General features: G+C 48.5%; 25 protein-coding genes and 1 other annotated feature. Of the genes, 2 read left to right on the top strand and 23 right to left on the bottom strand.

Features of this window, described 5'->3' with window-relative positions; translation table 11 throughout:
• Nucleotides 1-36: 36 nt before the first annotated feature.
• From K331_RS0102675 to K331_RS0102610, 14 genes are all read right to left on the bottom strand, one after another.
• Nucleotides 37-1,083: an NAD(P)H-dependent glycerol-3-phosphate dehydrogenase gene (locus tag K331_RS0102675; RefSeq protein ID WP_028589074.1), complete on the bottom strand. Its 1,047-nt coding sequence runs from the start codon at nucleotides 1,081-1,083 to the stop codon at nucleotides 37-39.
• Nucleotides 1,076-1,687: a glycerol-3-phosphate 1-O-acyltransferase PlsY gene (gene plsY, locus K331_RS0102670; RefSeq protein ID WP_028589073.1), complete on the bottom strand. Its 612-nt coding sequence runs from the start codon at nucleotides 1,685-1,687 to the stop codon at nucleotides 1,076-1,078. The genes K331_RS0102675 and plsY overlap by 8 nt, the downstream gene beginning before the upstream one ends.
• Before the next feature lie 11 nt (nucleotides 1,688-1,698).
• Nucleotides 1,699-3,021 carry a ribosome biogenesis GTPase Der gene (gene der / locus K331_RS0102665; protein ID WP_018886258.1) on the bottom strand — a complete coding sequence of 441 codons (1,323 nt, stop codon included), beginning with the start codon at nucleotides 3,019-3,021 and terminating at the stop codon, nucleotides 1,699-1,701.
• 102 nt (nucleotides 3,022-3,123) lie between these two features.
• On the bottom strand, nucleotides 3,124-4,320 hold the full coding sequence (gene rpsA, locus K331_RS0102660) for a 30S ribosomal protein S1 (RefSeq protein WP_028589072.1): 1,197 nt from the start codon (nucleotides 4,318-4,320) through the stop codon (nucleotides 3,124-3,126).
• Between the two features lie 111 nt (nucleotides 4,321-4,431).
• Nucleotides 4,432-5,019 carry a lysophospholipid acyltransferase family protein gene (locus K331_RS0102655; protein WP_018886260.1) on the bottom strand — a complete coding sequence of 196 codons (588 nt, stop codon included), beginning with the start codon at nucleotides 5,017-5,019 and terminating at the stop codon, nucleotides 4,432-4,434.
• Nucleotides 5,020-5,022: 3 nt separating this feature from the next.
• On the bottom strand, nucleotides 5,023-5,709 hold the full coding sequence (cmk, locus tag K331_RS0102650; protein ID WP_084165322.1) for a (d)CMP kinase: 687 nt from the start codon (nucleotides 5,707-5,709) through the stop codon (nucleotides 5,023-5,025).
• A gap of 123 nt (nucleotides 5,710-5,832) precedes the next feature.
• Complete coding sequence (locus tag K331_RS0102645) at nucleotides 5,833-6,054, bottom strand: hypothetical protein (RefSeq protein ID WP_028589070.1); 222 nt, start codon at nucleotides 6,052-6,054, stop codon at nucleotides 5,833-5,835.
• Between the two features lie 109 nt (nucleotides 6,055-6,163).
• Nucleotides 6,164-6,814: a flagellar brake protein gene (locus K331_RS0102640; RefSeq protein WP_028589069.1), complete on the bottom strand. Its 651-nt coding sequence runs from the start codon at nucleotides 6,812-6,814 to the stop codon at nucleotides 6,164-6,166.
• A 191-nt stretch (nucleotides 6,815-7,005) separates the two neighbouring features.
• A complete protein-coding gene (locus tag K331_RS28765) occupies nucleotides 7,006-7,545 on the bottom strand; it encodes a pentapeptide repeat-containing protein (RefSeq protein ID WP_051289551.1) in 540 nt (179 codons plus the stop codon).
• 305 nt (nucleotides 7,546-7,850) lie between these two features.
• Nucleotides 7,851-9,215: a germination protein YpeB gene (gene ypeB / locus K331_RS0102630; protein WP_028589068.1), complete on the bottom strand. Its 1,365-nt coding sequence runs from the start codon at nucleotides 9,213-9,215 to the stop codon at nucleotides 7,851-7,853.
• 70 nt (nucleotides 9,216-9,285) lie between these two features.
• Nucleotides 9,286-9,435: a hypothetical protein gene (locus K331_RS32120; protein WP_166653132.1), complete on the bottom strand. Its 150-nt coding sequence runs from the start codon at nucleotides 9,433-9,435 to the stop codon at nucleotides 9,286-9,288.
• A gap of 61 nt (nucleotides 9,436-9,496) precedes the next feature.
• On the bottom strand, nucleotides 9,497-10,192 hold the full coding sequence (prsW, locus tag K331_RS0102620) for a glutamic-type intramembrane protease PrsW (RefSeq protein ID WP_028589067.1): 696 nt from the start codon (nucleotides 10,190-10,192) through the stop codon (nucleotides 9,497-9,499).
• Nucleotides 10,193-10,348: 156 nt separating this feature from the next.
• Nucleotides 10,349-10,963, bottom strand: a complete 615-nt coding sequence (locus K331_RS0102615) for a genetic competence negative regulator (protein WP_018886268.1) — start codon at nucleotides 10,961-10,963, stop codon at nucleotides 10,349-10,351.
• A gap of 190 nt (nucleotides 10,964-11,153) precedes the next feature.
• The gene (locus K331_RS0102610) at nucleotides 11,154-11,543 is read right to left on the bottom strand and encodes a hypothetical protein (protein WP_028589066.1); all 390 of its coding nucleotides are present in this window, start codon (nucleotides 11,541-11,543) and stop codon (nucleotides 11,154-11,156) included.
• Between the two features lie 105 nt (nucleotides 11,544-11,648).
• Between K331_RS0102610 and K331_RS0102605 the strand changes: the two genes are divergently transcribed.
• Nucleotides 11,649-12,578 (top strand): polysaccharide deacetylase family protein, encoded by a 930-nt coding sequence (locus K331_RS0102605; RefSeq protein ID WP_028589065.1) that lies wholly within the window; start codon nucleotides 11,649-11,651, stop codon nucleotides 12,576-12,578.
• A gap of 152 nt (nucleotides 12,579-12,730) precedes the next feature.
• Here the strand turns inward: K331_RS0102605 and K331_RS0102600 are convergent, their stop codons facing one another.
• Together K331_RS0102600 and K331_RS0102595 are read right to left on the bottom strand one after the other, a co-directional pair.
• A complete protein-coding gene (locus K331_RS0102600; RefSeq protein WP_028589064.1) occupies nucleotides 12,731-13,198 on the bottom strand; it encodes a hypothetical protein in 468 nt (155 codons plus the stop codon).
• Nucleotides 13,195-13,782, bottom strand: coding sequence for a CPBP family intramembrane glutamic endopeptidase (locus K331_RS0102595; RefSeq protein ID WP_018886272.1), 588 nt, complete (start codon nucleotides 13,780-13,782; stop codon nucleotides 13,195-13,197). The genes K331_RS0102600 and K331_RS0102595 overlap by 4 nt, the downstream gene beginning before the upstream one ends.
• 188 nt (nucleotides 13,783-13,970) lie before the next feature.
• Nucleotides 13,971-14,213 (top strand) — a binding site (T-box leader).
• Between the two features lie 175 nt (nucleotides 14,214-14,388).
• Between K331_RS0102595 and serA the strand changes: the two genes are divergently transcribed.
• A complete protein-coding gene (gene serA, locus K331_RS0102590; protein ID WP_028589063.1) occupies nucleotides 14,389-15,981 on the top strand; it encodes a phosphoglycerate dehydrogenase in 1,593 nt (530 codons plus the stop codon).
• Between the two features lie 241 nt (nucleotides 15,982-16,222).
• Here serA and K331_RS0102585 read toward each other — a convergent pair whose 3' ends face one another.
• From K331_RS0102585 to ytfJ, 7 genes are all read right to left on the bottom strand, one after another.
• Nucleotides 16,223-17,650, bottom strand: a complete 1,428-nt coding sequence (locus K331_RS0102585) for a HAMP domain-containing sensor histidine kinase (protein ID WP_028589062.1) — start codon at nucleotides 17,648-17,650, stop codon at nucleotides 16,223-16,225.
• Between the two features lies 1 nt (nucleotide 17,651).
• Complete coding sequence (locus K331_RS0102580; protein ID WP_018886275.1) at nucleotides 17,652-18,368, bottom strand: response regulator transcription factor; 717 nt, start codon at nucleotides 18,366-18,368, stop codon at nucleotides 17,652-17,654.
• A 267-nt stretch (nucleotides 18,369-18,635) separates the two neighbouring features.
• Nucleotides 18,636-19,370, bottom strand: a complete 735-nt coding sequence (locus K331_RS0102575; RefSeq protein WP_028589061.1) for a pseudouridine synthase — start codon at nucleotides 19,368-19,370, stop codon at nucleotides 18,636-18,638.
• 54 nt (nucleotides 19,371-19,424) lie between these two features.
• Nucleotides 19,425-19,955, bottom strand: coding sequence for a spore maturation protein (locus K331_RS0102570; RefSeq protein WP_028589060.1), 531 nt, complete (start codon nucleotides 19,953-19,955; stop codon nucleotides 19,425-19,427).
• Nucleotides 19,956-19,962: 7 nt separating this feature from the next.
• Nucleotides 19,963-20,589, bottom strand: a complete 627-nt coding sequence (locus tag K331_RS0102565; RefSeq protein ID WP_028589059.1) for a nucleoside recognition domain-containing protein — start codon at nucleotides 20,587-20,589, stop codon at nucleotides 19,963-19,965.
• A 40-nt stretch (nucleotides 20,590-20,629) separates the two neighbouring features.
• Complete coding sequence (locus K331_RS0102560; RefSeq protein ID WP_028589058.1) at nucleotides 20,630-21,823, bottom strand: D-alanyl-D-alanine carboxypeptidase family protein; 1,194 nt, start codon at nucleotides 21,821-21,823, stop codon at nucleotides 20,630-20,632.
• A gap of 205 nt (nucleotides 21,824-22,028) precedes the next feature.
• Nucleotides 22,029-22,541: a GerW family sporulation protein gene (ytfJ, locus tag K331_RS0102555; RefSeq protein WP_018886280.1), complete on the bottom strand. Its 513-nt coding sequence runs from the start codon at nucleotides 22,539-22,541 to the stop codon at nucleotides 22,029-22,031.
• Nucleotides 22,542-22,607: the final 66 nt, after the last annotated feature.

Genomic DNA, 22,607 nt, shown 5'->3' with positions numbered 1-22,607 from the left:
ATGAGCTTAGTCTGAAAAAGGTGAATGCCCCTGTGATCAGGAATTCCACTGTTCCCAAGTCTTCAAGGGCATAAGTTCCATCTCGGTCTTGGGATCTCGACCCATCAAGGCCTCTACAGCCTCACGGACATCCTGTCCTTCGAACAGTACTTTGTATAACTGATCCGTAATCGGCATCTGAACACCAAGCGATGCTGCAATGGCATGGGCAGCCTGAGTCGTACGAATTCCCTCAATGACCATGCCCATGGTGTGTTGTACTTCCTCTAACGGCATACCCTTACCCAGCATAGAGCCTGCTCTCCAATTACGGCTGTGCTGGCTGGTTGCTGTTACGACGAGATCACCGATTCCTGCGAGACCAGCAAAAGTGAGCGGATTGGCACCCATCTCCACGCCAGCACGGGTAATCTCTGCGAGTCCTCGTGTCAGCAGCGCAGCTTTGGCATTATCCCCGAAGCCAAGTCCGTCCGACATTCCTGCACCTAGCGCAATGATGTTCTTGAGTGCACCAGACAGCTCCACACCAATGAGATCACGATTGGTATAGACGCGGAAATACGAGTTCATGAACAAATCCTGAGCCCGTTGCGCAGCCTGATCCTCCGAGGAAGCAACGACAACCGTTGTTGGGCATTTACGAACAACCTCTTCAGCATGACTGGGACCAGACAGCACAACGACATGTCCTTCCTCGCAACCAAGCTCATCAGAGATGACCTGTGACATGCGCTTGAGTGTCTCCGTCTCAAAGCCCTTCGTCGCATGAACGATGAGTGTATCTTGCCCAACATGGCGAGCAAGCTCTCGTGACACCTGGCGCATGGCTGAGGAGGGAGCAACGATGAGGACAGCCTCTGCTCCACTGACCGCCTCCCCCATCTCAGTCGTCGCCCGTATGGCTGGGGACAGCTGTGCGGAAGGAAGATAGCGGCTATTCGTATGGAGCATGTTGATCTCCTCAGCCTGTTCCGCGTTTCGGGTCCAGATTACAACTTCAGATCCGTTATCGGCCAGAACCGCGGCCAAAGCAGTTCCCCAACTACCTGCTACCAATACCGCAACCTTTTCCGACTTAGACACGATGATTCCCTCCCTTGGAACCAAGCTTGTTCTCCTGACCCTTCATCAGCTTCACGATGTTGGTACGATGTCTCCAGACGGCGAACAAGCAGATGATCACGCCAGACCAGAACAGGGGCCATGAGTAGCCAAGCACCAGCATCATCCAAGGAGTCAGAATGACAAAAATCAGAGAGCCTAGCGATACAAAACGGGTAATTACAATCGAGAGAATCGCAATGACACCAGCAAGTAGAGCAGGAATGAGCGCAATCGAAGCCAGCACCCCAATCGCAGTGGCAATTCCTTTGCCTCCCCGAAAGTTGAAGTAGATCGGCCAATTATGCCCGATAATCGCTGCTATTCCTGTGAGAGCAGGAAGCCATTCAGAGTCTCCACCCAGCCAATAACCAATCCAGACAGCAAGCACGCCTTTAAGTACGTCCAGCACCAATACCATGATGGCAGGTCCCTTACCTAACACTCTAAGTGTATTTGTCGCACCAGCATTACCGCTGCCATGCTGTCTGATATCGACTCCCTTCAGCAATCTGCCGAATAGAACACTAAAGCTGATGGAGCCGAGCAAATAACTGATTACTATTGCAACCGTCTGTAGTAGCAAGTTGTTCTCCCCTAACTTTCGTCAGACTTGCGCCGGGTAAAGATCCGTATCGGAGTCCCTTCAAAATTGAAGGCGGCGCGAATTTTATTTTCCAGGTAGCGTTCATACGAGAAATGCATCAGCTCTGGATCATTCACGAAGACAACCATCGTCGGCGGCTTCACAGCCACTTGCGTCACATAGTTCACGCGTAAGCGACGGCCCTTGTCCGTAGGTGGTGGTGTAATAGCAACCGCATCGGATACCACATCGTTCAGCAGATGCGTCTGTATACGCATAGCGTGCTGCTGAGCCACATTCTGTACTACAGGAAGCAGCTTGTGCAGACGTTGCTTGGTCTTCGCTGACAGGAACACAACTGGTGCATACGTCATGAACAGGAAGTGATCGCGGATTTTGGTCTCGAACTCCTTCATGGTTTTGTCATCCTTCTCCACGACATCCCACTTATTCACGACAAACAGTGAAGCCTTACCTGCTTCATAAGCGTAGCCGGCAATATGCTTGTCCTGTTCGATAATACCTTCTTCACCATTAATGACAACGAGTACGACATCTGCACGTTCAATAGCACGCATGGCACGCATAACGCTGTATTTCTCGGTTGTCTCATACACTTTACCACGCTTACGCATCCCTGCAGTATCAATAAGTACGTACCGCTGACCATCTTTCTCAAACGGAGTGTCAATAGCATCTCTAGTCGTACCAGCAACATCGCTGACGATGACTCGCTCTTCACCGAGAATGGCATTGACCAGAGATGATTTGCCGACATTCGGACGGCCAATCAAGGCCACACGTATAACATCATCATCGTACCCATCATCCTCCAGCTCAGGCAGCTTCTCTGTAATCGCATCCAGAAGATCACCGATTCCTGTACCGTGGCTACCGGATACGCCGATCGGATCACCGAAGCCGAAGCCATAGAATTCATAAATCAGATCACTCCGCCCAATGTTATCCACCTTGTTCACAGCGACGATTACTGGCTTGCCTGATTTGTACAGCATCTGAGCGACCTCTTCGTCAGACTGTGTAACACCGCTTTTGGCATCACACATAAAGACAATGACATCCGCTTCCTCGATTGCGAGTTCAGCCTGCATCCGTATGGACTTCATGATCTCATCTGTACCATCAATTTCAATGCCGCCAGTGTCAATAATGCTGAACGGCTTGCCATTCCATTCCCCAATTCCATAGATCCGATCACGGGTAATACCTGGCTTATCTTCTACAATAGCCAGACGATCTCCAATAACTCTGTTAAAAATAGTCGATTTCCCTACATTGGGTCGACCAACGATCGCCACAACGGGTCTTGCCATAATTCAACTCCTCCTGTCAGTATCGGAAGTAACAACAATCGGCGAACCCTCTGGGTCCGCCGATGGTGTACCTAATGCCTATTCTAACCTCATGGGTATTGCTTATTTGAATTTGCTGAGCTTGTCGCCAAAGCGCTCGCCAAGGGTCACGCTCATGCTTTCGTTATGGGAGACACCACCGCTGTTGTGTTCTCTTGGTGCACGAGTCTTCTCAGCCTTAGGTGCAGGTGCAGGAGCTTCTTCAGTCTCCTTGATGCTCAAGCTTACACGCTTCTCAGCCGTGTTCAGGTCAAGGACCTTCACTTGAACTTCTTGTCCTTCTTTCAGTACTTCATGAGGAGTACCGATGTGCTTGTGAGAGATCTGGGAGATATGCACCAGTCCTTCAACACCAGGAGCAATTTCAACGAAGGCACCGAAGTTCACCAGACGTTTTACAACGCCAGTCACTACATCACCGATGTTGAATTTCTCAGCAGCCGTTTCCCAAGGACCTGGTTGAACTGCTTTCATGCTCAGGCTGATTTTGCCCTTCTCAGGATCAACCTTCAGAACCTTAACCTTCACTTGGTCACCCTCGGACACTGCATCGGAAGGCTTGTCAACATGAGTCCATGCGATCTCGGATACATGCACCAGACCATCAACTCCGCCTACATCAACGAAGGCACCGAATTGTGTCAGGCGTTGAACCGTACCCACGATTTCTTGACCTTCTTGCAGCTCGGACATGATTTTGTGCTTGTTAGCTTCGTACTCAGCTTCAAGTACGTCCTTTTGGGACAGGATCACTTTGTTGTTCTCACGATCCAGTTCCTTCACTTTAACACGCAGAGTGCGACCTTTGTAATCGCTGAAATCTTCTACGAAATGACGCTCTACCATAGAAGCAGGAATAAATCCACGTACACCTACGTCTGCTACTACGCCACCTTTAACAACATCAGTAACAACAACTTCGAACACTTCATTGTTATCGGAATAGCTTTGCAGTTTTTCCCAAGCATTCTCGCTGTCGATCGCACGTTTGGACAATACAAGCTTTTCCTTGTTGTCGTCGATGCTTACGACCTTAGCTTCGATCTCTTGGCCTACTTGTGGAGCTTCCTCACCTGGCTGTGCGGAAGACAACTCGCGGAGTGCAATAACACCATCGTATTTATATCCAATGCTTACTACCGCTTGGTTATCTTCTAATTTTACGATTGTTCCTGTTACCGTATCACCTTTTTTCAATGATACCATTTGGTCCAGTTCATCTTGATTTGACACTTCTTGATTTTTAGTTTCTTCCGACATGTCAATACCCTCCTCAATTCAAAAAAGCCATTTATTTAAACCTGCTCGTAGCAGAGTTCAAAACATTCATATATCAGTATTCTTCCAGCGAAAACAGAAAACATGCACCCGCTACTCGCGGGTTGGTTGTCCTGTCTCCTTCATAGTGCGAATGCGTGACATAATTGCTTCCGTAGCCAGCTCCAGTGGATCACCCTCGGTCGAGCTCTTAAAGCTCTCAAGGTCCACGGGCTGCCCATAAATAACTTTCAATTTACGGAACAATTTGTACTCACCTACTATGGCGACAGGTACAGCTGCGGCCCCACTACGAAGTGCGAAGCTTGCGGCTCCTTTTTTGACAATCCCAGAAGAGTTACGAGAACCCTCCGGAAAAATGCCCACCACATTGCCATCACGCAAAATCTGAATGGCCAGCTTAATGGATTCCTTACTGACGCCACCACGCTTCACCGGGAAAGCTCCCAGCTTATCAATCAGTGGGCCTAGTACTGGAACCTCGAAGAGCTCAGCCTTCGCCATGAAATGGACTTTGCGCTTCAATAGTATACCTACCGTCGGCGGGTCCAGATTACTGATGTGGTTGGAGCATAACAGTACGCCCCCCTGTGCAGGCACATTCTCGGCTCCTACAGCCTCAATTCTGAACAGTAAACGGTACAGCAGTCGTAAAATACCGCTGCATATGGTATAAATCATGAATTAATCTCCCCATCCTATCGCGGTTTTGCAGTAAGATACAATCGTATTGACTACCGTATCGAAGTCCATATCGGTCGTATCGAGTTCAACGGCATCCTCACTGCGACGCAGCGGCGAAACCTCGCGTTCCTCGTCGAGCTTGTCACGTACAGCAATGTCACGTTCCAGCTGCTCCAGTGTGATGTCTGCCTCCCGCATTTCCTTGAATCGGCGGAGAGCTCGTTCCTTGACACTAGCTGTCATAAATACCTTCAGTTCGGCATCAGGCAACACTGTTGTACCAATATCCCTGCCATCCATGACAACTCCCTTGCGCTCTGCCATCTTCCGCTGACTTGCTGTCAGCTGCTGGCGCAGGCCAGCTATTCGGGCGTATTGGGATACGACACCAGTAACTTCTCTGGAACGTATAGCCTCTGTAACATCTGTTCCATTGCACAGCACCTTTTGACCGGAAGGATCAGGTATTAATTCAATAACCAATTGCTGTGCACGTTGAAGCACAGTGGATTCATCTTCAGCCGAAATATTCTGCTTCAGCATGTACCAGGTTGCAGCCCTGTACATTGCTCCGGTATCCACATATACATAGGAGAGTATTTCAGCCACTTTCTTGGCTACGGAACTCTTCCCAGCCCCTGCTGGTCCGTCTATTGCAATGTTTATTTTCCCGTTTAGTTCTGTCATTTGGCTTACCAACGGGGCACTCCTCCTCAAAGCTGATCCTCAAGAAAAAAGCAGGCATTGCCTGCGACGTGAAAATTATACCACAGATCGCTTGCGCATGCAAAAACACAAGTCTTATAAAATTCATAGATTTTCAGCATTCTCCATCATACGCTCCAGATATTGCTGATCTACAGGTATGCCTTCAAGCTCACGCAAAGGGGCAAGAAGCCCGTAGGTAAAAGGAATATGCAGCAGCACCTGCCAGACCAGGCCAACACTGAGCAGGCAGCAAATGACGAGGAAAATGAAGGGGATGTTCGTGCGCTCCTTGGACGAGCCTCGCTTATGATCGTTTGATGTCATGTAGGTCCCTCCACATGGTCTTCTGATGTCTGCGAGTTAGTGTACCAGAGCTCTATGTATTTTATTCCCATTCATTTTCAAATATAGGCCATTTACTATGGAATATCGATTACTTGTCTCGGAACACTAGCTGGTGCTCAAAGCAGTACTTGATTATCTTCTGCCGTTCCATATCTGTAATTGCTTTATAGGCAAGCATAATCTGCTGTCTACCATTCTCTAAAGCGACCGTCCTGACAATCTCTGCCTTGAAGTCCGCGTGCTCACGTGTACCATTCTGATAAGGAAGCAGCAACCAGCAGGTAAGCTGCTGTCCAGCGCTCAGATCCTTTCGTCCCGTATCAAACGATACACCCCCGCCTCCAACATCCATCGTTTGAGCAACGAAGCGATCACCGAACTCATTCTGAACCGCCAGCTCAAGGTTGGACTGAACACGCAAATAGCTACGACGCTGTACCGAGGATATTTCATCAGGAAGAGGCTTATGTAGTCTTACCAGACGCAGATTATCCTGCTCGAATCCGAGCACATGGGTAATAAAATAGTGTGTTTTGCCATCCTCCTGAATGTATTTCACAGACAGCTCATCACCAAAATGAAGCTTTCGAAGTCTACCGTTGTGTACATTCATGGGCACATCGATGAGAATGCCTTCATCCGTAATGTCGTGAATTCTTGCCTTGTACTCCTCGTCGCGTTCACGCTCGTCAGCAGAGGCTATTTGAATATATAATGTCTCGTTGTGTTTCGGATACACGATCTCACCGTCCTGAAAATGATGGCAGCATGTGCCGCTATACCCGATTATAGCACGCACGCACCCGCTAGGAATTATAAAATAACTATAATTTTAAAGAAGTGTGACATAGCCATGAGCTATCTAATGAATATGATTGAGCCTATTTTATCAATGGGACACAATCCATCGAAGTTACCCGAACAGTCTTCTCACAATTGGATGGCTCCTCTGGAACTCGGATCGAATCCGTCTGGCCATATTGTAGCAGTGTTGTACAGAGCACCTTCGAATTCGGCCTCTTCGAGCACTGCTTCGCTCAGGTTGACTCCTTGCAGGTTGGCATTCCTGAACACCGCCCTACTGACATCCGTATGACCTAGATTCGCATTGGCAAGATTGGCATTTTGAAAATTTGCATTCATCGCAAATGAGTCCACCATTCGAATTTGCTCTAAATTAGCGTTTTGCAGATTGGCATAATTAAGTCGAACACCGCTCAGATGCGCAGCGGTTAGATTCGCATTTTGCAATACACAAAGAATCAAGGAGCAATGATCCAATCTCGTATTACTTAGATTCGTAGCAGCCATCTCGGCAGACCGCAGATCAACATGCCGAAAACGCGCTTTCATGAAATTCAGTCCATTTAATAATGCACGATGAAAGTTAAGCGCTTCAAGTTCAGCGCAAATGAAATGATCCAGGTCAAGTACCAGGGGATCATTAGCCAAACTATACACGGTGATCACAAATCTTCCCTCTCTCTCCCTACTTTTTGTTTCACCCTCTCAGGCTCCAGCTTATTATAGAGCAGATTGCCTTTTCGTGGAGCTTAGCTTCAATAAGAAAAACGACTATCGACGTACTTTCACAGAAAACAGACCGCGTATAGTTGAAGTTTTTCTTGCGATAATCAAATTGTTCACCTCCGCTGAAAAGTTATAAATTCTATTATCAAAAAAAAGGGCCGAACAGGAATATTCATCCGTTCAGTCCCTTAAGCACATTCAATATTACACACCTTCGCAACGGCATGTACAGCTATTACCCAATCCTAAATACCATCTGTACGCTGATGCGGCTCATCAGAATCCTTCACTACCTCAATACTCTCCTCAAGCCCAGTATCTGCATTCAGGTAAATGCGATACACCGATCCATTAATTCGACCGCCAAATTCATGTGTCAGCACTTGCTTGGACATTTCATTTTTGATCAGAGACATCCGGTGATAAGATTCCTTGAATTCCGGATTCAACCTTTTACGTGCTTGCTCGATCGTCAGCTTAGCCTTAGGAATGATACGCTTGTCGCTGTGCTCGTATACATAATCGGCAGCCTGTACACCTACTACCTCTCCATTATCAAGCGCTGTGCGGACGGTTACCTTCTCCGGATAAAGGAATACGTTATCCTTGACAGGAACGAAGGTGATATTAGCAAGATTATCGTACTCATCGTATGCGACAGGGCTCATCTCGCCATATTCCTTATTTCTCAGGAACTGCTTCCCGGCTTCAATCGCCTCTTCACGCCCCGCTTTCTTCTGCCCCACTTCACGGGTGTACGTGTAAGAAATCAGCAACCCGCCATTGCGAGTGAAATCCATCGACTTCGCATTCCCTTTACCCAGATCAATCTTGGCCGTATAGGACGGCCATTCCGTATTCTTTCCGTTCTCTGTCACCTTCACAGACTCCGGCTTCACATCCGCGAATCTGGCAGACTTCTCCTTCACCTGCTGCGCAGTGATCGGCAGTGCATTCAACTTCTTCACAGAGCGCTTTTCATACATGCTGGAGATGGAAGGTCCCCAATCAAGCTCTGGATACTCCTGCACCTTTTTGTCCACAGTCTTGAATCCATCAATAATTGTATTGTCAGCTGATTTGTTCTCTGTGGCCATGGCAGTTTCGACATCCATCCAGCGCAAGTGATTGGAGAGCACCTTCTCCCGCACCTGCTGCATATCCTTGGAGATTTGTTTCGAATTCTCATACAGCGATTTGAGATTCTTCATTTCTCGCTCATCCAATGGCTCCTTGCTCAGGTCACGGATCGAGGTTTGATAGGCGAAATTGGACATCCGCGACAACAGCTCCTCTGCATGATTGAAGGGCAACAGTGTGAGTGGAAGCTGATTGACCTCATTTTGCGCCTCACTGGTCAGACGCCATACATTGAGAAGACTCTTGCGGTGCATGCCATGTGAAGCCGAATTGACAGCAAGCGTATTCCCGAGCTCCGTATGGAGCTGGTCCATATGGTAAGACAGATCATGGAAGGCTCGCTGGTACTGATTCTCTGCCTTCAGCAAGATAGAGTTCTTTTCCTTGTTCTCCTGATAACCCCACACGGCTGTACCAATCAGTAATACAGTCATGATGGGGAACATTACCGCACTCAGACGCTTATACATGATTCGCTCTCCTTTCATCAGGTACACTAACCATAGTGTGACAAGTTAAAAGGAAGGTTATGCATCTTGGTTATACAGATTCTTCTTCAATGATAAAATCATCCACATTATCGCACAGGCAACGCTTGAAGCCTGTCTCGATCCGGTCTGGCTCCTTGTGCCCTCTGAGCACAAATTTTTCGCCACAGCAGGGACAGTAGATTTTCACCTTTACACGCACAAAAAAAGACACCTCCATTAGCAGAATGATGACCCTCTTCTGCTAAGTGTGTCCATTTTTGTCACATATTAACCTCTTCATCCCGCTTCACGAAACGGTGAGGTGATCTGCTGTTCGCTCGTTTGATTTTCCCCATGCCACGGTACCACAGGAAAGCCATCAATGGAATGATGAACCATATCCAGTTGTTCACAACGGTATCCAAAATAATATCGTAGACCCCGTGCCAGAACCAAGGCAACAGCAGTGCGACCGTGAGATATGAACGAGTCCTTTTGGTCTCGCAAAATTTGGCCAACCCCATATAATAACCCATCATGACTCCGAACATCGCATGACCAGATACAGGCAACAGCGATCGCAATAGCAGCGTTCCCACGGAAGGCTGCCCTGCCCATACGTAGAGCAGATTCTCCGCTGTCGCGAACCCGAGTGAGATGGCCGCCGCATATACGATTCCATCATAGGGCTCATCGAATTCTGTATGATTGTAGATCAAGTGGACCAGCACGAACCATTTAACGACCTCCTCCACTCCAGCGGATACTGCAAAGGAATCCCAGAATGGATGAGTGCCGAGCCAAATTGAAAGCCCACGCTGAATAATCATAATTGGCAGCACGATCAGAAATCCCAGCAAAAAAACTTTAATCACCATATGCAGAGGCTCTGAGTCGTACTTGTCCTTTAAGTAAACATACGTAAGCAAGGCGATTCCCGGCGCTGTGGCTACGGCTAATAAAGAGAACACAAGCACCGAATCATCCCCCCGCAAAATGAAATCTATATCTAATGTCACATCGTAAAAATTGGCCGATTCTGAAATCAGAACCGGCCTACTCAGGTCTACGGTAAAGCAGATGTGCAAGGCTTCGTTCCACCACCAACTCGTGCGAACTCATTAGCCTGGCAATCAACTGCGACTATCAAAATGCTCACAGATCATGCTTACAGCATTCTCGGGCATTACAAGCTTGCCGTATTCCTCCAGTACTGCTGGTGTGAGGGATGAGCCCTCACCGAATTCGGCCAACACAGCAATAAGCGCACCATGCTTGGCTTCCTCTACTTGCTCTGGTTCAAGATATAGAATCCATTTTCCTTTATAATGATACAGCTTGCCAGCTTCGGTAACATTGCCCGCCAGCATATGTGCCGCCTCAATTAAGACCTCGAAGTCATTAAATGCATAAATAATGGAATCGCTTTGCTCCAGCGTTACTTCCATTTCATAAATTTCTTCAGGCAGATCGTCATCCTGACCCGAGCCGTATTGAGAGTGATCATATTTCCCTCGGGTAACAATAACAACCATGCCCTGGGCCGGGAGCGCGAACACTTCAACCGCCAGAGGACCCGTAGCATCAAAGCCCAGTTCACTATAAGCCTGGTCCATCATTTCGGTGAACAGCTCATGAACTTTAGGCATTTCCTGCCACATATCCTCCTTCTGGATGCCTCGTTCGCTAAGGTCATCAAATGTAAGGAAAATCCGTATCTTGTCCTGACCTAATCTTTCTATTTTCATACTGGATCCTCCTCTGCAACCGAGTATTATAAACAGATTATGATGCAACAAAGATACCTGTGATAAAAATGGTTCTATGTAGCTATGTTATCATTTTATACCCTTAAATGCACGCAATAAAAACGACAAAAAAAGAATCATTTACCCGGCGAGAAAAGCCGCGAAATGATTCTATACAGCCTTCTTGATGTTAGATCCCCGGTATGGCGGTGTTCGTCTCTTTGAGAATCATCTCAACTTCCTTTTTGACATCCGGAGTGGAACGTATAAATTCTTTGATCAATCTCAGATTGGTCTCTTTGTCCAAGGGCTGGCTCGTCTTGCTGTGGCTGGTATGGGTCTCATGTCTCTCATGCTCATGGGCGACAGTATGCTCATGCTGATTTTTGTCTCGGGAATGGCTCTTGTCCTTCCCCAGATTCAGGTTATCCAGTCCCGCCATTCCTGGCAGAGCTGCATCCATCAGCTTCGTTCTGGCCTTATGCATCATGTGGTTCAAATTACGCATATTGCGACGCTGGACTACGGAGCTGGCCACAGCACCAAGAACCACGCCCATAAAAAATGACGATGTCTTCACAATTTGCTCCTCCTTTTTGTGATAAGATCGACGTTAGTGTTGACATTAGGGCATGAACTCATGCGGTACAGACACAGATAATTTCAGGAAAGCGAGAGTGACATCATGCGAATCAGACTGACGGTCCTGCTGCTGACTGCCGTGCTTCTGTTAAGCGCCTGCAGCCAGACAAAGCCTACGAGTTCGCCAGCAGACACAGCCTCCGGGGATTCCACATCATCGCAAGAACAAAAGTCTCAACAGACTAAGGTGGACACAGAGGGTGATACGTCACAGGGAACGGAACCTGCTGCGAATGCAGGTAATGACAGTACTCCTGCAGCTTCCACGGATGCCACAAGCTCGGAGATCAGTTCAGCTAATGATGGTACTGCAGAGGGTAACGCGTCCATTCCAGTTATCTACCGGATGAACAACAATTATGACATTGTGCCAATCGATGAAGGGACCGAGCGCAAGGTGGTGCTGCTCACGTTCGATGATGGACCGAAGGATCGAGATATGATCACCAAGATGCTGGATACCTTAGACAAGCACCAGGCTAAAGCCATCTTCTTCGTGAACGGCTACCGCGTCAAGGAGAACCCGGAGCTGCTGAAGCTGATTCATGAGCGCGGACAAATTATTGGCAACCACAGCTATGATCATATTGTGCTCAAAAATGAGTCCGAGACCAAAGTCAAACAACAGATTGAGGATGTACAGAAGCTGGTACAGGATACAACAGGTGTAACCCCTGTGTTCTTCCGCCCCCCGCATGGTGCAGGCGGGGATGTGGGTCGTAAGGTTGCCAAGGAGAACGGTCTACTCTATATGACCTGGTCTAACGGTTCACTGGACTGGACCATGAAAGCGAGCAACTCCAACAATCCTGAGACATTAATTAAAAATGTCATGGAGCAGCTTCACGCAGGCAGCAACATCCTTATGCATGAGCTTCCATGGACAGCAGAAGCATTAGACACGCTGTTGACCCAGTTGGAGGAAAAGGGATATAGCTTCGTGGACCCTCGCAGCATTAAGCTGGAGAACTGATAATGTTAAGTTCGTTTTATGAGCAATCAGCCTCTACGGGGGCGAACAAAACGCGCTAACAAACAAAACTAAACAAGCCCTGCCCTTGAAGGTGCTTTTGGCTCCTTACCCAAGGACAGGGCTTGTTTGATTGAAAAAATTATATACAGCGTCTATTCCCCGAACATCTCTGGCAGCAAGGTTTTTACGGGAGGTGCTCCTTGGATTCCCCACCATACCAGCACTGCTGTGATTAGCATGAACAGTGTGCTCAGGAAATTAAGAAACCATTTGCTAACGCGAAGCCTTCTGGAAGGGAATAGCTCCGCACGCGAAGGGTAGGCATCCGGCAATTCCTCGCTTCCCTCCTGTTCATCAGTCCGTGAACGCTCCATGCGAGTCATCGGTTGTTTATTATGTATATCTAGCACAGACGAGTCTTTGAGCGATACGCCTACAACAGGCGCTTCATGCAAGGTCAAAGGCTGCAATGCAGCTTCACCCGCAGCTTCTTGTAAAGGCAGTCTTTGCCGTGCTGCCAGATGTCGCGGACGCGGCTTGCCCCATAACTGCTTGAACCGATCGAAGCGCTGACTACGCTGTATTTTGTTCCGCTCTACTCTGCTCAACTCCTGATTCATGTCTCCCTCCGAAAACGCAGTACCAGCCCAGAGATCAGGTCAATCACAAAATGACACAAGATTGGGGCCCATAATGTATCTGCTTGAATGTATATGTACCCAAGACCGTAGCTGCTCAAGAATACCCAGCCAGTAGGGATCCAGTGCCGCAAATACCGAATGTGGATCAGCGCAAAAATAATGCTCGTCCAGTAAGGACCAAAGGCATGTTGTATCGCTCCACGAAACAGAAGCTCTTCACAAATCGACACGATGGCAGCAATACAGACAATATGCCATACAGGACGATTGCGGAACAACATCCGATTAATACCGCCATCATCCATAGCATCCTCTGGCACCACATTAGAGATTAGGAGATCCACTACCAGCATGACTGCAGCAAAGCCTAGCCCCCACCAGAGAAACCGCAGATCGCCAGGCAGGTCAAAAAGAACGAGTAGATTGCGTCCCTGCAATAGTACCCACACTGTTCCAATCAACAAGGTCAGGAACTGGGTCAAATACAGATTGATGAGCAGCATTCGCTCATTCAACTCATGAATTTCAGGCTGCCTGAAATTCAGCTTCCATTTCTTTTTCATATTGTACACGTAGTCCTCTGCTAAGTTATTCATTAAGCATCATAGCCAATTTTACCGCTTGATTCAAGGCACCAGACTCCTTATATTAGCACATTTAGCCCCCTGTAGACTCACTAGATTTAAACTCCTCATGCCCTATTGACATCTCCATGTCAGGCATGATACATTATGAAAAAATTAAGAGTATATGACAGACATCGATGGAGAGAAGACACTGACATTGTCCCTCAGAGAGTCGGTATTTGGTGAAAGCCGACGGCAATCAGTATGGTCTTTAGCGCTCCTGAGTTATTGCCCCGAATGTGGATTTTGTATATCCAGTAGGCGCAATCGGTTGAAATCCGTTATCTTTCAGGTCAATTGACCGTTGAGGCAGTTATTGCGAAATAATTGCGAATTAGGGTGGTACCACGACAGCTCTCGTCCCTTACTATGGAGATAGTATGCGGATCGGGGGCTTTTTTGTGCAAACTCCGAACCTGCGCATCTCCTCGGAGCTCAGCGCGGCGTGCTTTACCATGTGCCTTTGGTACGGTAATGCGGTGCTGCTGAAGTGTGGTTGACTGACATAGTTCACAAGTAGGATCAATTAAGAGGAGGATTCACATGTACAAAGTATTAGTTTCCGACCCCATCAGCGATCTTGGAATTCAACAGCTCATGGACGCAAGTGACGTCACCGTCGACAAAAACACAGGACTCAGCGAGGATGAGCTGGTTGCGATTATTGGCAACTACGATGCCCTGCTTGTGAGAAGCCAGACACGTGTAACGGAGCGCATCATGGCCGCCGGTACCAATTTGAAGGTCATTGGACGCGCTGGCGTGGGCGTAGACAACATTGATCTTGATGCCGCTACACAGCGCGGGATTATCGTCATCAATGCACCAGACGGCAATACCATTACAACATGTGAGCATGCGTTCGCTATGATGATGGCTCTTGCCCGTCATATCCCGCAAGCATACGCCAAGACAGTCAACGGAACTTGGGACCGCAAGAGCTTCCTCGGCGTTGAGCTCCGCAACAAAACGTTGGGTGTACTCGGCATGGGACGAATCGGAAGTGAAGTCGCCAAACGGGCCAAAGCCTTTGGCATGAACATTCTCGGCTATGATCCATTCCTGACAGAAGAGCGTGCCGAAAAACTTGGAGTGAAGCTAGCAAGTGTGGATGAAATCGTCAAGCATGCTGACTTCATGACGGTGCATACACCACTTACGCCAGAGACGCGCCACATGATCTCCCGTCCGCAATTCGAGGTTATGAAAAAAGGCATGCGCATTATCAACTGTGCTCGTGGTGGTGTAGTTGACGAAATGGCACTTGTAGAGGCTATTGACGAAGGCATTGTGGCTGGAGCTGCATTTGACGTCTTCGAATCTGAGCCACCAGCACCGGATCATCCTTTCTTGGGGCATCCAAACATTATCGTTACGCCTCACCTGGGAGCATCCACCGTGGAAGCTCAAGAAAATGTAGCCATTGACGTATCGGAGCAGGTGCTTCACATCCTGCGCGATGAGCCGTTCAAGAACGCCGTCAACATGCCGCCAGTTGCACCTAGTGTCATGAGCAAGCTGCAGCCTTATTTCACGCTTGGAGAGAAGCTTGGTAGTATGGCAGCTCAAATTATTAATGGGCCCGTCAGTGAGATTCAAGTGGACTATGCCGGTGAACTATCCGAGAGTGATACACAGCCACTGACGCGCTATATTATTAAGGGCGTGCTGCGCCGCCACCTCGGCAATGATGTTAATATCGTGAATTCCATGCACCTGGCTAAATCGAGAGATGTGAATTATGTGGTATCGAAATCCACAACGACCAAAGGCTTCACGAACCTGATTACCGTAACGCTCAAGAGCCAGAACGGTGAGGAGCACAAGGTCGCAGGAACACGCTTGAACGGCTATGGAGAGCGCATCGTCCGTCTGGATCAATTCCCGGTGGATGTATCACCAGAGAAGCACCAAATTCTGATCTCCCACAACGATAAACCAGGGATTATCGGTCGTGTTGGTACCCTTCTGGGGCAAAATGAAGTGAACATCGCCGCCATGCAAGTAGGTCGTAAAGTAATCGGCGGAGAAGCTATCATGATTCTGACGGTTGACAAGGCTGTTCCGAAGGACGTACTGGTACAGCTGACCACACTGGAAGACCTGAACATGGCTCAGGAAATCGTACTGGAATAGAAGCCTATCATTTCTGAAAGACAGCAGTATAAGACATCATCAAGCTGTACAGAAATGAATAGAAACCTACACGAAAGAAAAGCCTGCCGAACGAGGATAAATCCTTGCTCGGCAGGCTTATTTTTGTAATATCATTAGCGGCTCTACAAAGAACGTGTCATGCTTGTTTGCTTTTGTTCCACGATGAACAATATTATCTCTCAGCTTTCAACAAAAAACGTTCTGTTGCCTACACCATTCTTCAAGTAGGAAGGATCATTGTAAATACAGAGCCCTGACCAATACCACTCTCGGCTGTTATTTTACCATGATGGGCTTCAACGATAGTCCTGACAATCGCCAGGCCAAGACCAGTGCCTCCATCCTCTCCTCTTACCCTTGCCTTGTCTGCCTTATAGAAGCGATCAAAAATATAAGGGAGATCCTCCGGTGGAATGCCAACTCCTTCGTCCTTCACTCGGATTCTTACAGCCGAGCGTCGATCTGTCTCTGTCTCGTCGGCATGAATGACGATTCCCCTTCCAGCTGGTGTATGCCGGAAGGCGTTGTCCAGTAGATTCGTCAATACCTGCTCCAGACGATCCTCGTCAGCAGCAGAGAGCACTAATGGGCGATCTGCTGCTTCATAGACGAGTTCTACCTCCCTCTCCTTGGCTCGTACCAGGAACTTGCGCTGCACCCGCTGAATAAGCTCATGTACGTCCACTTGCTCCAGATGCAGGTCCATATGCCCAGCATCCATGCGAGTGAGGTCCAGCAAATCCTTTACCAATCTGCCCATTCGCAGCGATTCATCGTGAATGACCTGTACAAGCTCCTCGCTCTCCTCCGGGGAGGAAGCCATGCCATCAAGCAAGGCCTCACTGTAGCCCTGCATCATTGACAGCGGCGTTCGAATCTCATGCGATACATTCGCCACGAAATCCGCACGCATCTTCTCCAGTCTGGCCTCCTCGCTCACATCACGCAGTACAGCGACGACACCCCGGATGCTGTTATCCGTGTACAACGGCGCCATCTGCACAGACCATACATTTTGCTTCACGTGAACATTAGCGGATGCGTCCTCCCCATGCTTCAGCACACTATGGAATAATGGACGAAGCGGTTCAGGCAAGGCTGAGAAGCTCTCACTCTCCTCCTCTGCCTCCTGCTGCTCCCAATGCAGCTCACGCCAGCCATCTAGCAAATCCTGCCCTGGCGGGTTCGTCAGGACGATCTGTCCCTCACGATCAAAGGTTAGCACCGCATCCGTCATGCTGCGCAGAATGCTGGAGAGCTGATTCTTCTCTTGATTCAGGCTGCGAATCGTGGATTCCAGCTCTTCGGCCATATGATTGAACGTATGGGAGAGCACTCCGATCTCATCGCTATTCTCTAAAGAAAGTCTTGTCTCGTAATTGCCCTCTCGAATCGAATTCGTCGCCTGAATGAGCTGCTGCATCGGCTGCGTTATCTTCGTGAACAGAAACAGAGCAAAAAATGTCGTAAGCAAAAAGCCGACGATACAGGTGTAAGTGAACAGTCGCTTGATCTCGGCCGATTCATTCACAGCGAAGTTAGTATCAATATATGGCATCAAAAACAAACCAAGAAAGATAAGCACACACCCAACCAAGAAAATAATCGTCAGCCATAGTTTCCCTACGAGGGATCGCCAGAAATTCACGTTACTTGGGAACCTCCAATTTGTAACCGACTCCCCATACGGTTGTAATCATGCTGGCCGCCTCCGGTGATACTTTATTCAGCTTCTCCCTCAGACGCTTCACATGGGTATCTACTGTACGTAAATCACCGAAGAATTCATAATTCCACACATCCTTTAGCAACTCCTCGCGCGAGAAGACCTTGTCCGGAGAGATCGCCAGGTAGTGCAGAAGCTCATACTCCTTCGGCGTCAAGCTAATCTCAATTCCTCCTGCCGTGACCCGATGGGCATCGTTCTCAATGACCAGATTCGGGAATACGATGCTGTTGCTCGGGGTCGCTTCCTTGGTTAAGAATGCCGTCTCGGAGGAACGACGTAATATGGCCTTTACCCTGAATATAACTTCACGTGGACTGAACGGTTTCACGACATAATCATCCGCTCCCACTTCAAAGCCCTGTACCCGATTCATCTCCTCACCCTTGGCTGTAAGCATCAGCACAGGCGTAGCTTTGACCTGCCGCAGACGCGTACATACCTCAATGCCATCCATGCCAGGCAGCATAAGATCCAGTAGAATAATGCTGTAATCATTCGAAGTGGCTTTGCGTAAAGCCGTCTCTCCATCCTCGGCTTCCTCAATGATGTATCCTTCCTTCTCCAAATACATCTTCAGCAGCCTTCTGATACGCTCCTCATCATCAACGATCAGGATGCGGTTACCTTGATCCGACATCTAGAAACAACCCCTTTATGCGCTTTGCAGCCCTTACGCGCTTGGCCCCCATTACCTTGTCCTGAAAGCAAAATCCGTAAGCGCCATCATGAATTTCATGAAATGTTTTATATTTTGGTAATCAAGCCACTTTCTCTATTTTACTATTTTCCCGGCTTTGGTCAAATCCCGACCCACAAAAAAACAGAGGGGAAGCAACTCACCTCTGCTTGGAATGATCGCAAGCAGCCGAAGCTGCCCGCATTTTGGCTTCCTTACTGCTTATTTCTATTTCGCTTTTTTGGATTTGGCAAGCTGGATCAGACGGTTAATCTCATCCTTCGTGAGTGGCCGAGTCAGGCCACGCTTCAGGTTTTGCAGCAGCAAATCTCCAAAAGCAATACGCTTGAGTCGAAGCACCGGATGACCGATCGCTTCGAACATACGGCGAACCTGACGGTTCCGTCCTTCGTAGATCGTAATCACGATGACTGCTTCCTTCCCGTCAGGGTCAACATCTCGATATTCCACCTCAGCAGGAGCTGTGATACCGTCCTCCAGTACAATGCCAGCACGGAGCTTGTCCAGCTCGGTACCATGCGGTACCCCTTTAACGGTAGCTAGATACGTCTTGGGTACGTGATGACGTGGGTGTGTCAGCAGATTGGCGAACTCGCCATCGTTGGTTAGCAGTAACAGCCCTTCGGTATCGTAGTCCAGTCTCCCAACTGGATACACGCGTTCCTTGACGCCCTTCAGATAATCAGAGACGATCTTGCGACCTTCAGGGTCCGATGCACTTGTAATTACACCCTTAGGCTTATTCATCATTAGATAAATCTTCTTCTCTTGCTTAATTGGCTTGCCACTTACCGTAATCATATCCTGATCGGGATCAGCCTTGGTGCCGAGCTCCTGGACAACAACCCCGTTGACCTCAACTTGTCCGGCCAGAATCAGTTCCTCACATTTGCGTCTGGAGGCAACCCCTGCCTGTGCCAGAATTTTCTGTAAACGTTCCATTATCGTTATTTTCACCTCATGCTAATGATACCCAGCAAAGCGGGAAATCACAAGCTAAAAAACCAACAAACAAATAACGATAGCAGCGATGAAGCCAACCGCGTCCGAGAAGAGGCCTACCTTCAGGGCATATCGCCCATTACGAATGCCTACGGCTCCAAAATATACCGTTAGCACATATAGTGTCGTATCCGTGCTTCCCTGAATTGTCGCAGCAATGCGACCAATCATGGAATCAGGCCCATAGGTGCGTATCAGGTCTGTTGTAAAGGCAAGCGAGCCTGTTCCTGTCAATGGACGGAGCAAGCCCAGCGGTAGCACCTCCGGCGGAACGTCCCATAGTCGAAAAAGCGGAGCGAACCAGCTCAGCATATAATCAAGAGCACCCGATGCCCTGAAGATGCTGATCGCTACCATCATGCCTACCAGATGGGGGATAATGCCGATTGCCGTAGAAAAGCCATCCTTGGCACCTTCAACAAAGGACTCGTATACCGGAACTTTTCTGACATAGGCATATAGAGGAATAAAGGCCAGAATACATGGGATGGCCCAGGTGGATATGAGGGTGATCACCTGCAGCATGACGGTATCATCCTTTCGTAGCTCTATGGGCAGCAGTGCGTTCTGGTGGCGGACGTCGCGTCATGCGCTTGCGGTACCAGCGGTCCGCCGCAATAGCAGCTACCGTAGCGACCGCCGTAGCAACGAGCGTCGTTCCGACGATCTCAGCAGGATTGGCAGATTGATAATTAAGACGTATAGCAATCATCGTGGTCGGAATTAGTGTAATGCTTGCTGTGTTCAAGGCCAACAACGTACACATGGCTGGAGAGGCTGTCTGTTTGTCTGGATTCAGCTCCTGCAGCTCCTGCATAGCCTTGATCCCCATAGGCGTGGCTGCATTTCCCAAGCCTAGGAGATTCGCACTCATATTCGATAGAATGTAGCCCATGGCTGGATGATTCTTCGGAACGTCAGGGAAGAGAAAGCGAACGACAGGGGCCAACAGCCTGGATAGCTTGCCCATCAAACCCGCATCCTCTGCCATCCTCATCATTCCCAGCCAGAATACCATGACACTTATTAATCCAAAGCATACTGTAACCGCTGAAGCTGCACCGTCAAAAGCAGCCTTCGTTACGGCCTCTATGTTCCCCTGTACTGCTGCGAACCCAATTCCAATCAGGATCAATGCCAGCCAGATCAAGTTGATCATGTCTGCACCCCCCTTTTACTTAATGCCTCCCGGCGACATATCAGTTTCTGAATATGTTTCTTATGACATCCCGCCATGTATCTAACCAGGTCAGATTACGGGTGGTTGACATGAAGGAAGTAACCGTGCCATTGCTCTTCGTGTCTGGAATAAAGCTACCTTGCTCATATACAGGCACCTGCCCAATCACGTTACCATCCAGTACAAGCTCAACTCGACCACGCAGTCCAAAGTCGGCTGTTCTCTGCGACTCTGCGGCTGGCTTATTTAGCACCAGCTTGGTTACCAGCTTCTCTTTCTCGCCATCAGCCAGCGGATAAGTGAAGGATGAACCTGTCACGAAGTTATAGCCTTGAAGCGGCGTATTCTTGCGGGTAATCTCCTCTAGTGGATAATACTTGAAGCCGTAATCCAGCATGTTAGCATGATCATTCCAATCGTCTCCATCGTTGAGGGTCACCGCTGCAAGCTGCCTGCCATCTCGCGTAGCTGAGCTAACCAGGCATCGGAATGCCTTTTTCGTATATCCCGTCTTCACCCCATCTGCACCTTCATACAATCGGAGCATTTTATTCTTGTTCAGCCAAGTATAATCCCAAGGATCATTGGGGTTCGGCGCTTTCTTGTCACGTGTGCCTACGATTTTGCGGAAGGTAGGATTATGTAATGCGTAGGCGGTCAGCTTGGCCAAATCATTGGCGGTAGAATAGTGTCCTTCTGCATCAAGACCATGTGGATTCTGGAATTGTGTGTGATGAAGCCCCAGCTCCGCAGCCTTTTCATTCATCATAAATACGAAGCCCTCTTCCGATCCACCCACATGCTCTGCAATCGCTGTCGCGGCATCATTCCCGGAGCGAAGCATTAGCCCGTATAGCATATGCTCCAGTGTCATCTTCTCTCCCAGACGCAGGAATAGAGAGGAGCCTTCTTTGGCAAAAGCCCGGGAGCTGACCGTCACGTCATCGTTCAGATTCCCCTGCTCAATGGCTACGATTGCTGTCATAATCTTTGTAAGGCTGGCAATCCGTAGCTCCTTGTCCCCTTCCTTGGCATAAATGATCCGACCAGAGGTCACATCGATCAGGGCAGCAGCTTGAGCATGCGTCGACAATGGTGGCGGGGTATCGTCTGCCGGGCGACTCTTTTCAGCCCATGCAGGCTGAACCGATGACATGACCAGCATCAGACTACATAGCATCACAATGGTATGAATCCATTTCTTCTTTATCATCGGGGCACTCCTCATCTTTCCTGTCATACGGGAACTCCTTCCCTCAACTCATATCTTGTACCATCTTATGTACAAGTTGTATCGAGTATGTTATGAGTTTTGCGGCTAAAAACGTATAAATTCTTATATCTAATAAAAAAACCCTCTCCGCTCACATCGGCCACAAGGCACATGTTATGAGCGAAAAGGATTGTATACGAATGCATTACAGATAGGTTGGTCCCTGATGATGAGTTGTAGTGTCCGTTACGGGAACCTGAGGGATCAACTCAGATTGATCGCCTGCTGCATATCCGTTATTTCGGAACATGGACTGAATTTTATCCACCAGGATGGGCGTTGCATCAATAATTTTTTCGAACAGATGCGTCTGGTTATCCAGTGGGACAATCTGCGCACCATGGTGACCTACGACCAGAAAAGCAATCGGGTGGATGGAGACGCCACCGCCGCTACCTCCGCCGAACGGATGACCTTGTTTGAGTCCGCTTCCGGATTCATGATGTGAATGAGAATGCGAGCCATACTCCTCATCCTCGCCATTTACATTAAAATCACTACCACCCGCCGCAAAACCGAAGCCGACTTTACTAATCGGTAATATGACGGTACCGTCTTTCGTCTCAACTGGCTCCCCGACGATCGTGTTAACATCAACCATACCCTTGATATTTTCCATTGCAGTCTGCATTAGACCTTGAATAGGATGCTCTGACATTCAATATTCCTCCTCAATATACAATCCTTAATACGATGTACTTGCTCGTATTATGCTTCAGAGGAA

The sequence above is a fragment of the Paenibacillus massiliensis subsp. panacisoli DSM 21345 genome, from assembly GCF_000426545.1.
In the GTDB taxonomy this organism is placed as follows: Bacteria; Bacillota; Bacilli; order Paenibacillales; family Paenibacillaceae; genus Paenibacillus; species Paenibacillus panacisoli.
This window is presented reverse-complemented; position numbering and strand designations above follow the sequence as displayed.

What these genes read in the sequence shown, in the direction of transcription:
- der (WP_018886258.1), bottom strand. Translation starts at nt 3,021, where the DNA reads ATGGCAAGACCCGTTGTGGCGATCGTTGGTCGACCCAATGTAGGGAAA.
- rpsA (WP_028589072.1), bottom strand. Translation starts at nt 4,320, where the DNA reads ATGTCGGAAGAAACTAAAAATCAAGAAGTGTCAAATCAAGATGAACTG.
- K331_RS0102655 (WP_018886260.1), bottom strand. Translation starts at nt 5,019, where the DNA reads ATGATTTATACCATATGCAGCGGTATTTTACGACTGCTGTACCGTTTA.
- cmk (WP_084165322.1), bottom strand. Translation starts at nt 5,709, where the DNA reads ATGACAGAACTAAACGGGAAAATAAACATTGCAATAGACGGACCAGCA.
- K331_RS0102645 (WP_028589070.1), bottom strand. Translation starts at nt 6,054, where the DNA reads ATGACATCAAACGATCATAAGCGAGGCTCGTCCAAGGAGCGCACGAAC.
- ypeB (WP_028589068.1), bottom strand. Translation starts at nt 9,215, where the DNA reads ATGTATAAGCGTCTGAGTGCGGTAATGTTCCCCATCATGACTGTATTA.
- K331_RS0102615 (WP_018886268.1), bottom strand. Translation starts at nt 10,963, where the DNA reads ATGAAAATAGAAAGATTAGGTCAGGACAAGATACGGATTTTCCTTACA.
- K331_RS0102605 (WP_028589065.1), top strand. Translation starts at nt 11,649, where the DNA reads ATGCGAATCAGACTGACGGTCCTGCTGCTGACTGCCGTGCTTCTGTTA.
- K331_RS0102600 (WP_028589064.1), bottom strand. Translation starts at nt 13,198, where the DNA reads ATGAATCAGGAGTTGAGCAGAGTAGAGCGGAACAAAATACAGCGTAGT.
- K331_RS0102595 (WP_018886272.1), bottom strand. Translation starts at nt 13,782, where the DNA reads ATGAAAAAGAAATGGAAGCTGAATTTCAGGCAGCCTGAAATTCATGAG.
- serA (WP_028589063.1), top strand. Translation starts at nt 14,389, where the DNA reads ATGTACAAAGTATTAGTTTCCGACCCCATCAGCGATCTTGGAATTCAA.
- K331_RS0102580 (WP_018886275.1), bottom strand. Translation starts at nt 18,368, where the DNA reads ATGTCGGATCAAGGTAACCGCATCCTGATCGTTGATGATGAGGAGCGT.
- K331_RS0102575 (WP_028589061.1), bottom strand. Translation starts at nt 19,370, where the DNA reads ATGGAACGTTTACAGAAAATTCTGGCACAGGCAGGGGTTGCCTCCAGA.
- K331_RS0102570 (WP_028589060.1), bottom strand. Translation starts at nt 19,955, where the DNA reads ATGCTGCAGGTGATCACCCTCATATCCACCTGGGCCATCCCATGTATT.
- K331_RS0102565 (WP_028589059.1), bottom strand. Translation starts at nt 20,589, where the DNA reads ATGATCAACTTGATCTGGCTGGCATTGATCCTGATTGGAATTGGGTTC.
- K331_RS0102560 (WP_028589058.1), bottom strand. Translation starts at nt 21,823, where the DNA reads ATGATAAAGAAGAAATGGATTCATACCATTGTGATGCTATGTAGTCTG.
- ytfJ (WP_018886280.1), bottom strand. Translation starts at nt 22,541, where the DNA reads ATGTCAGAGCATCCTATTCAAGGTCTAATGCAGACTGCAATGGAAAAT.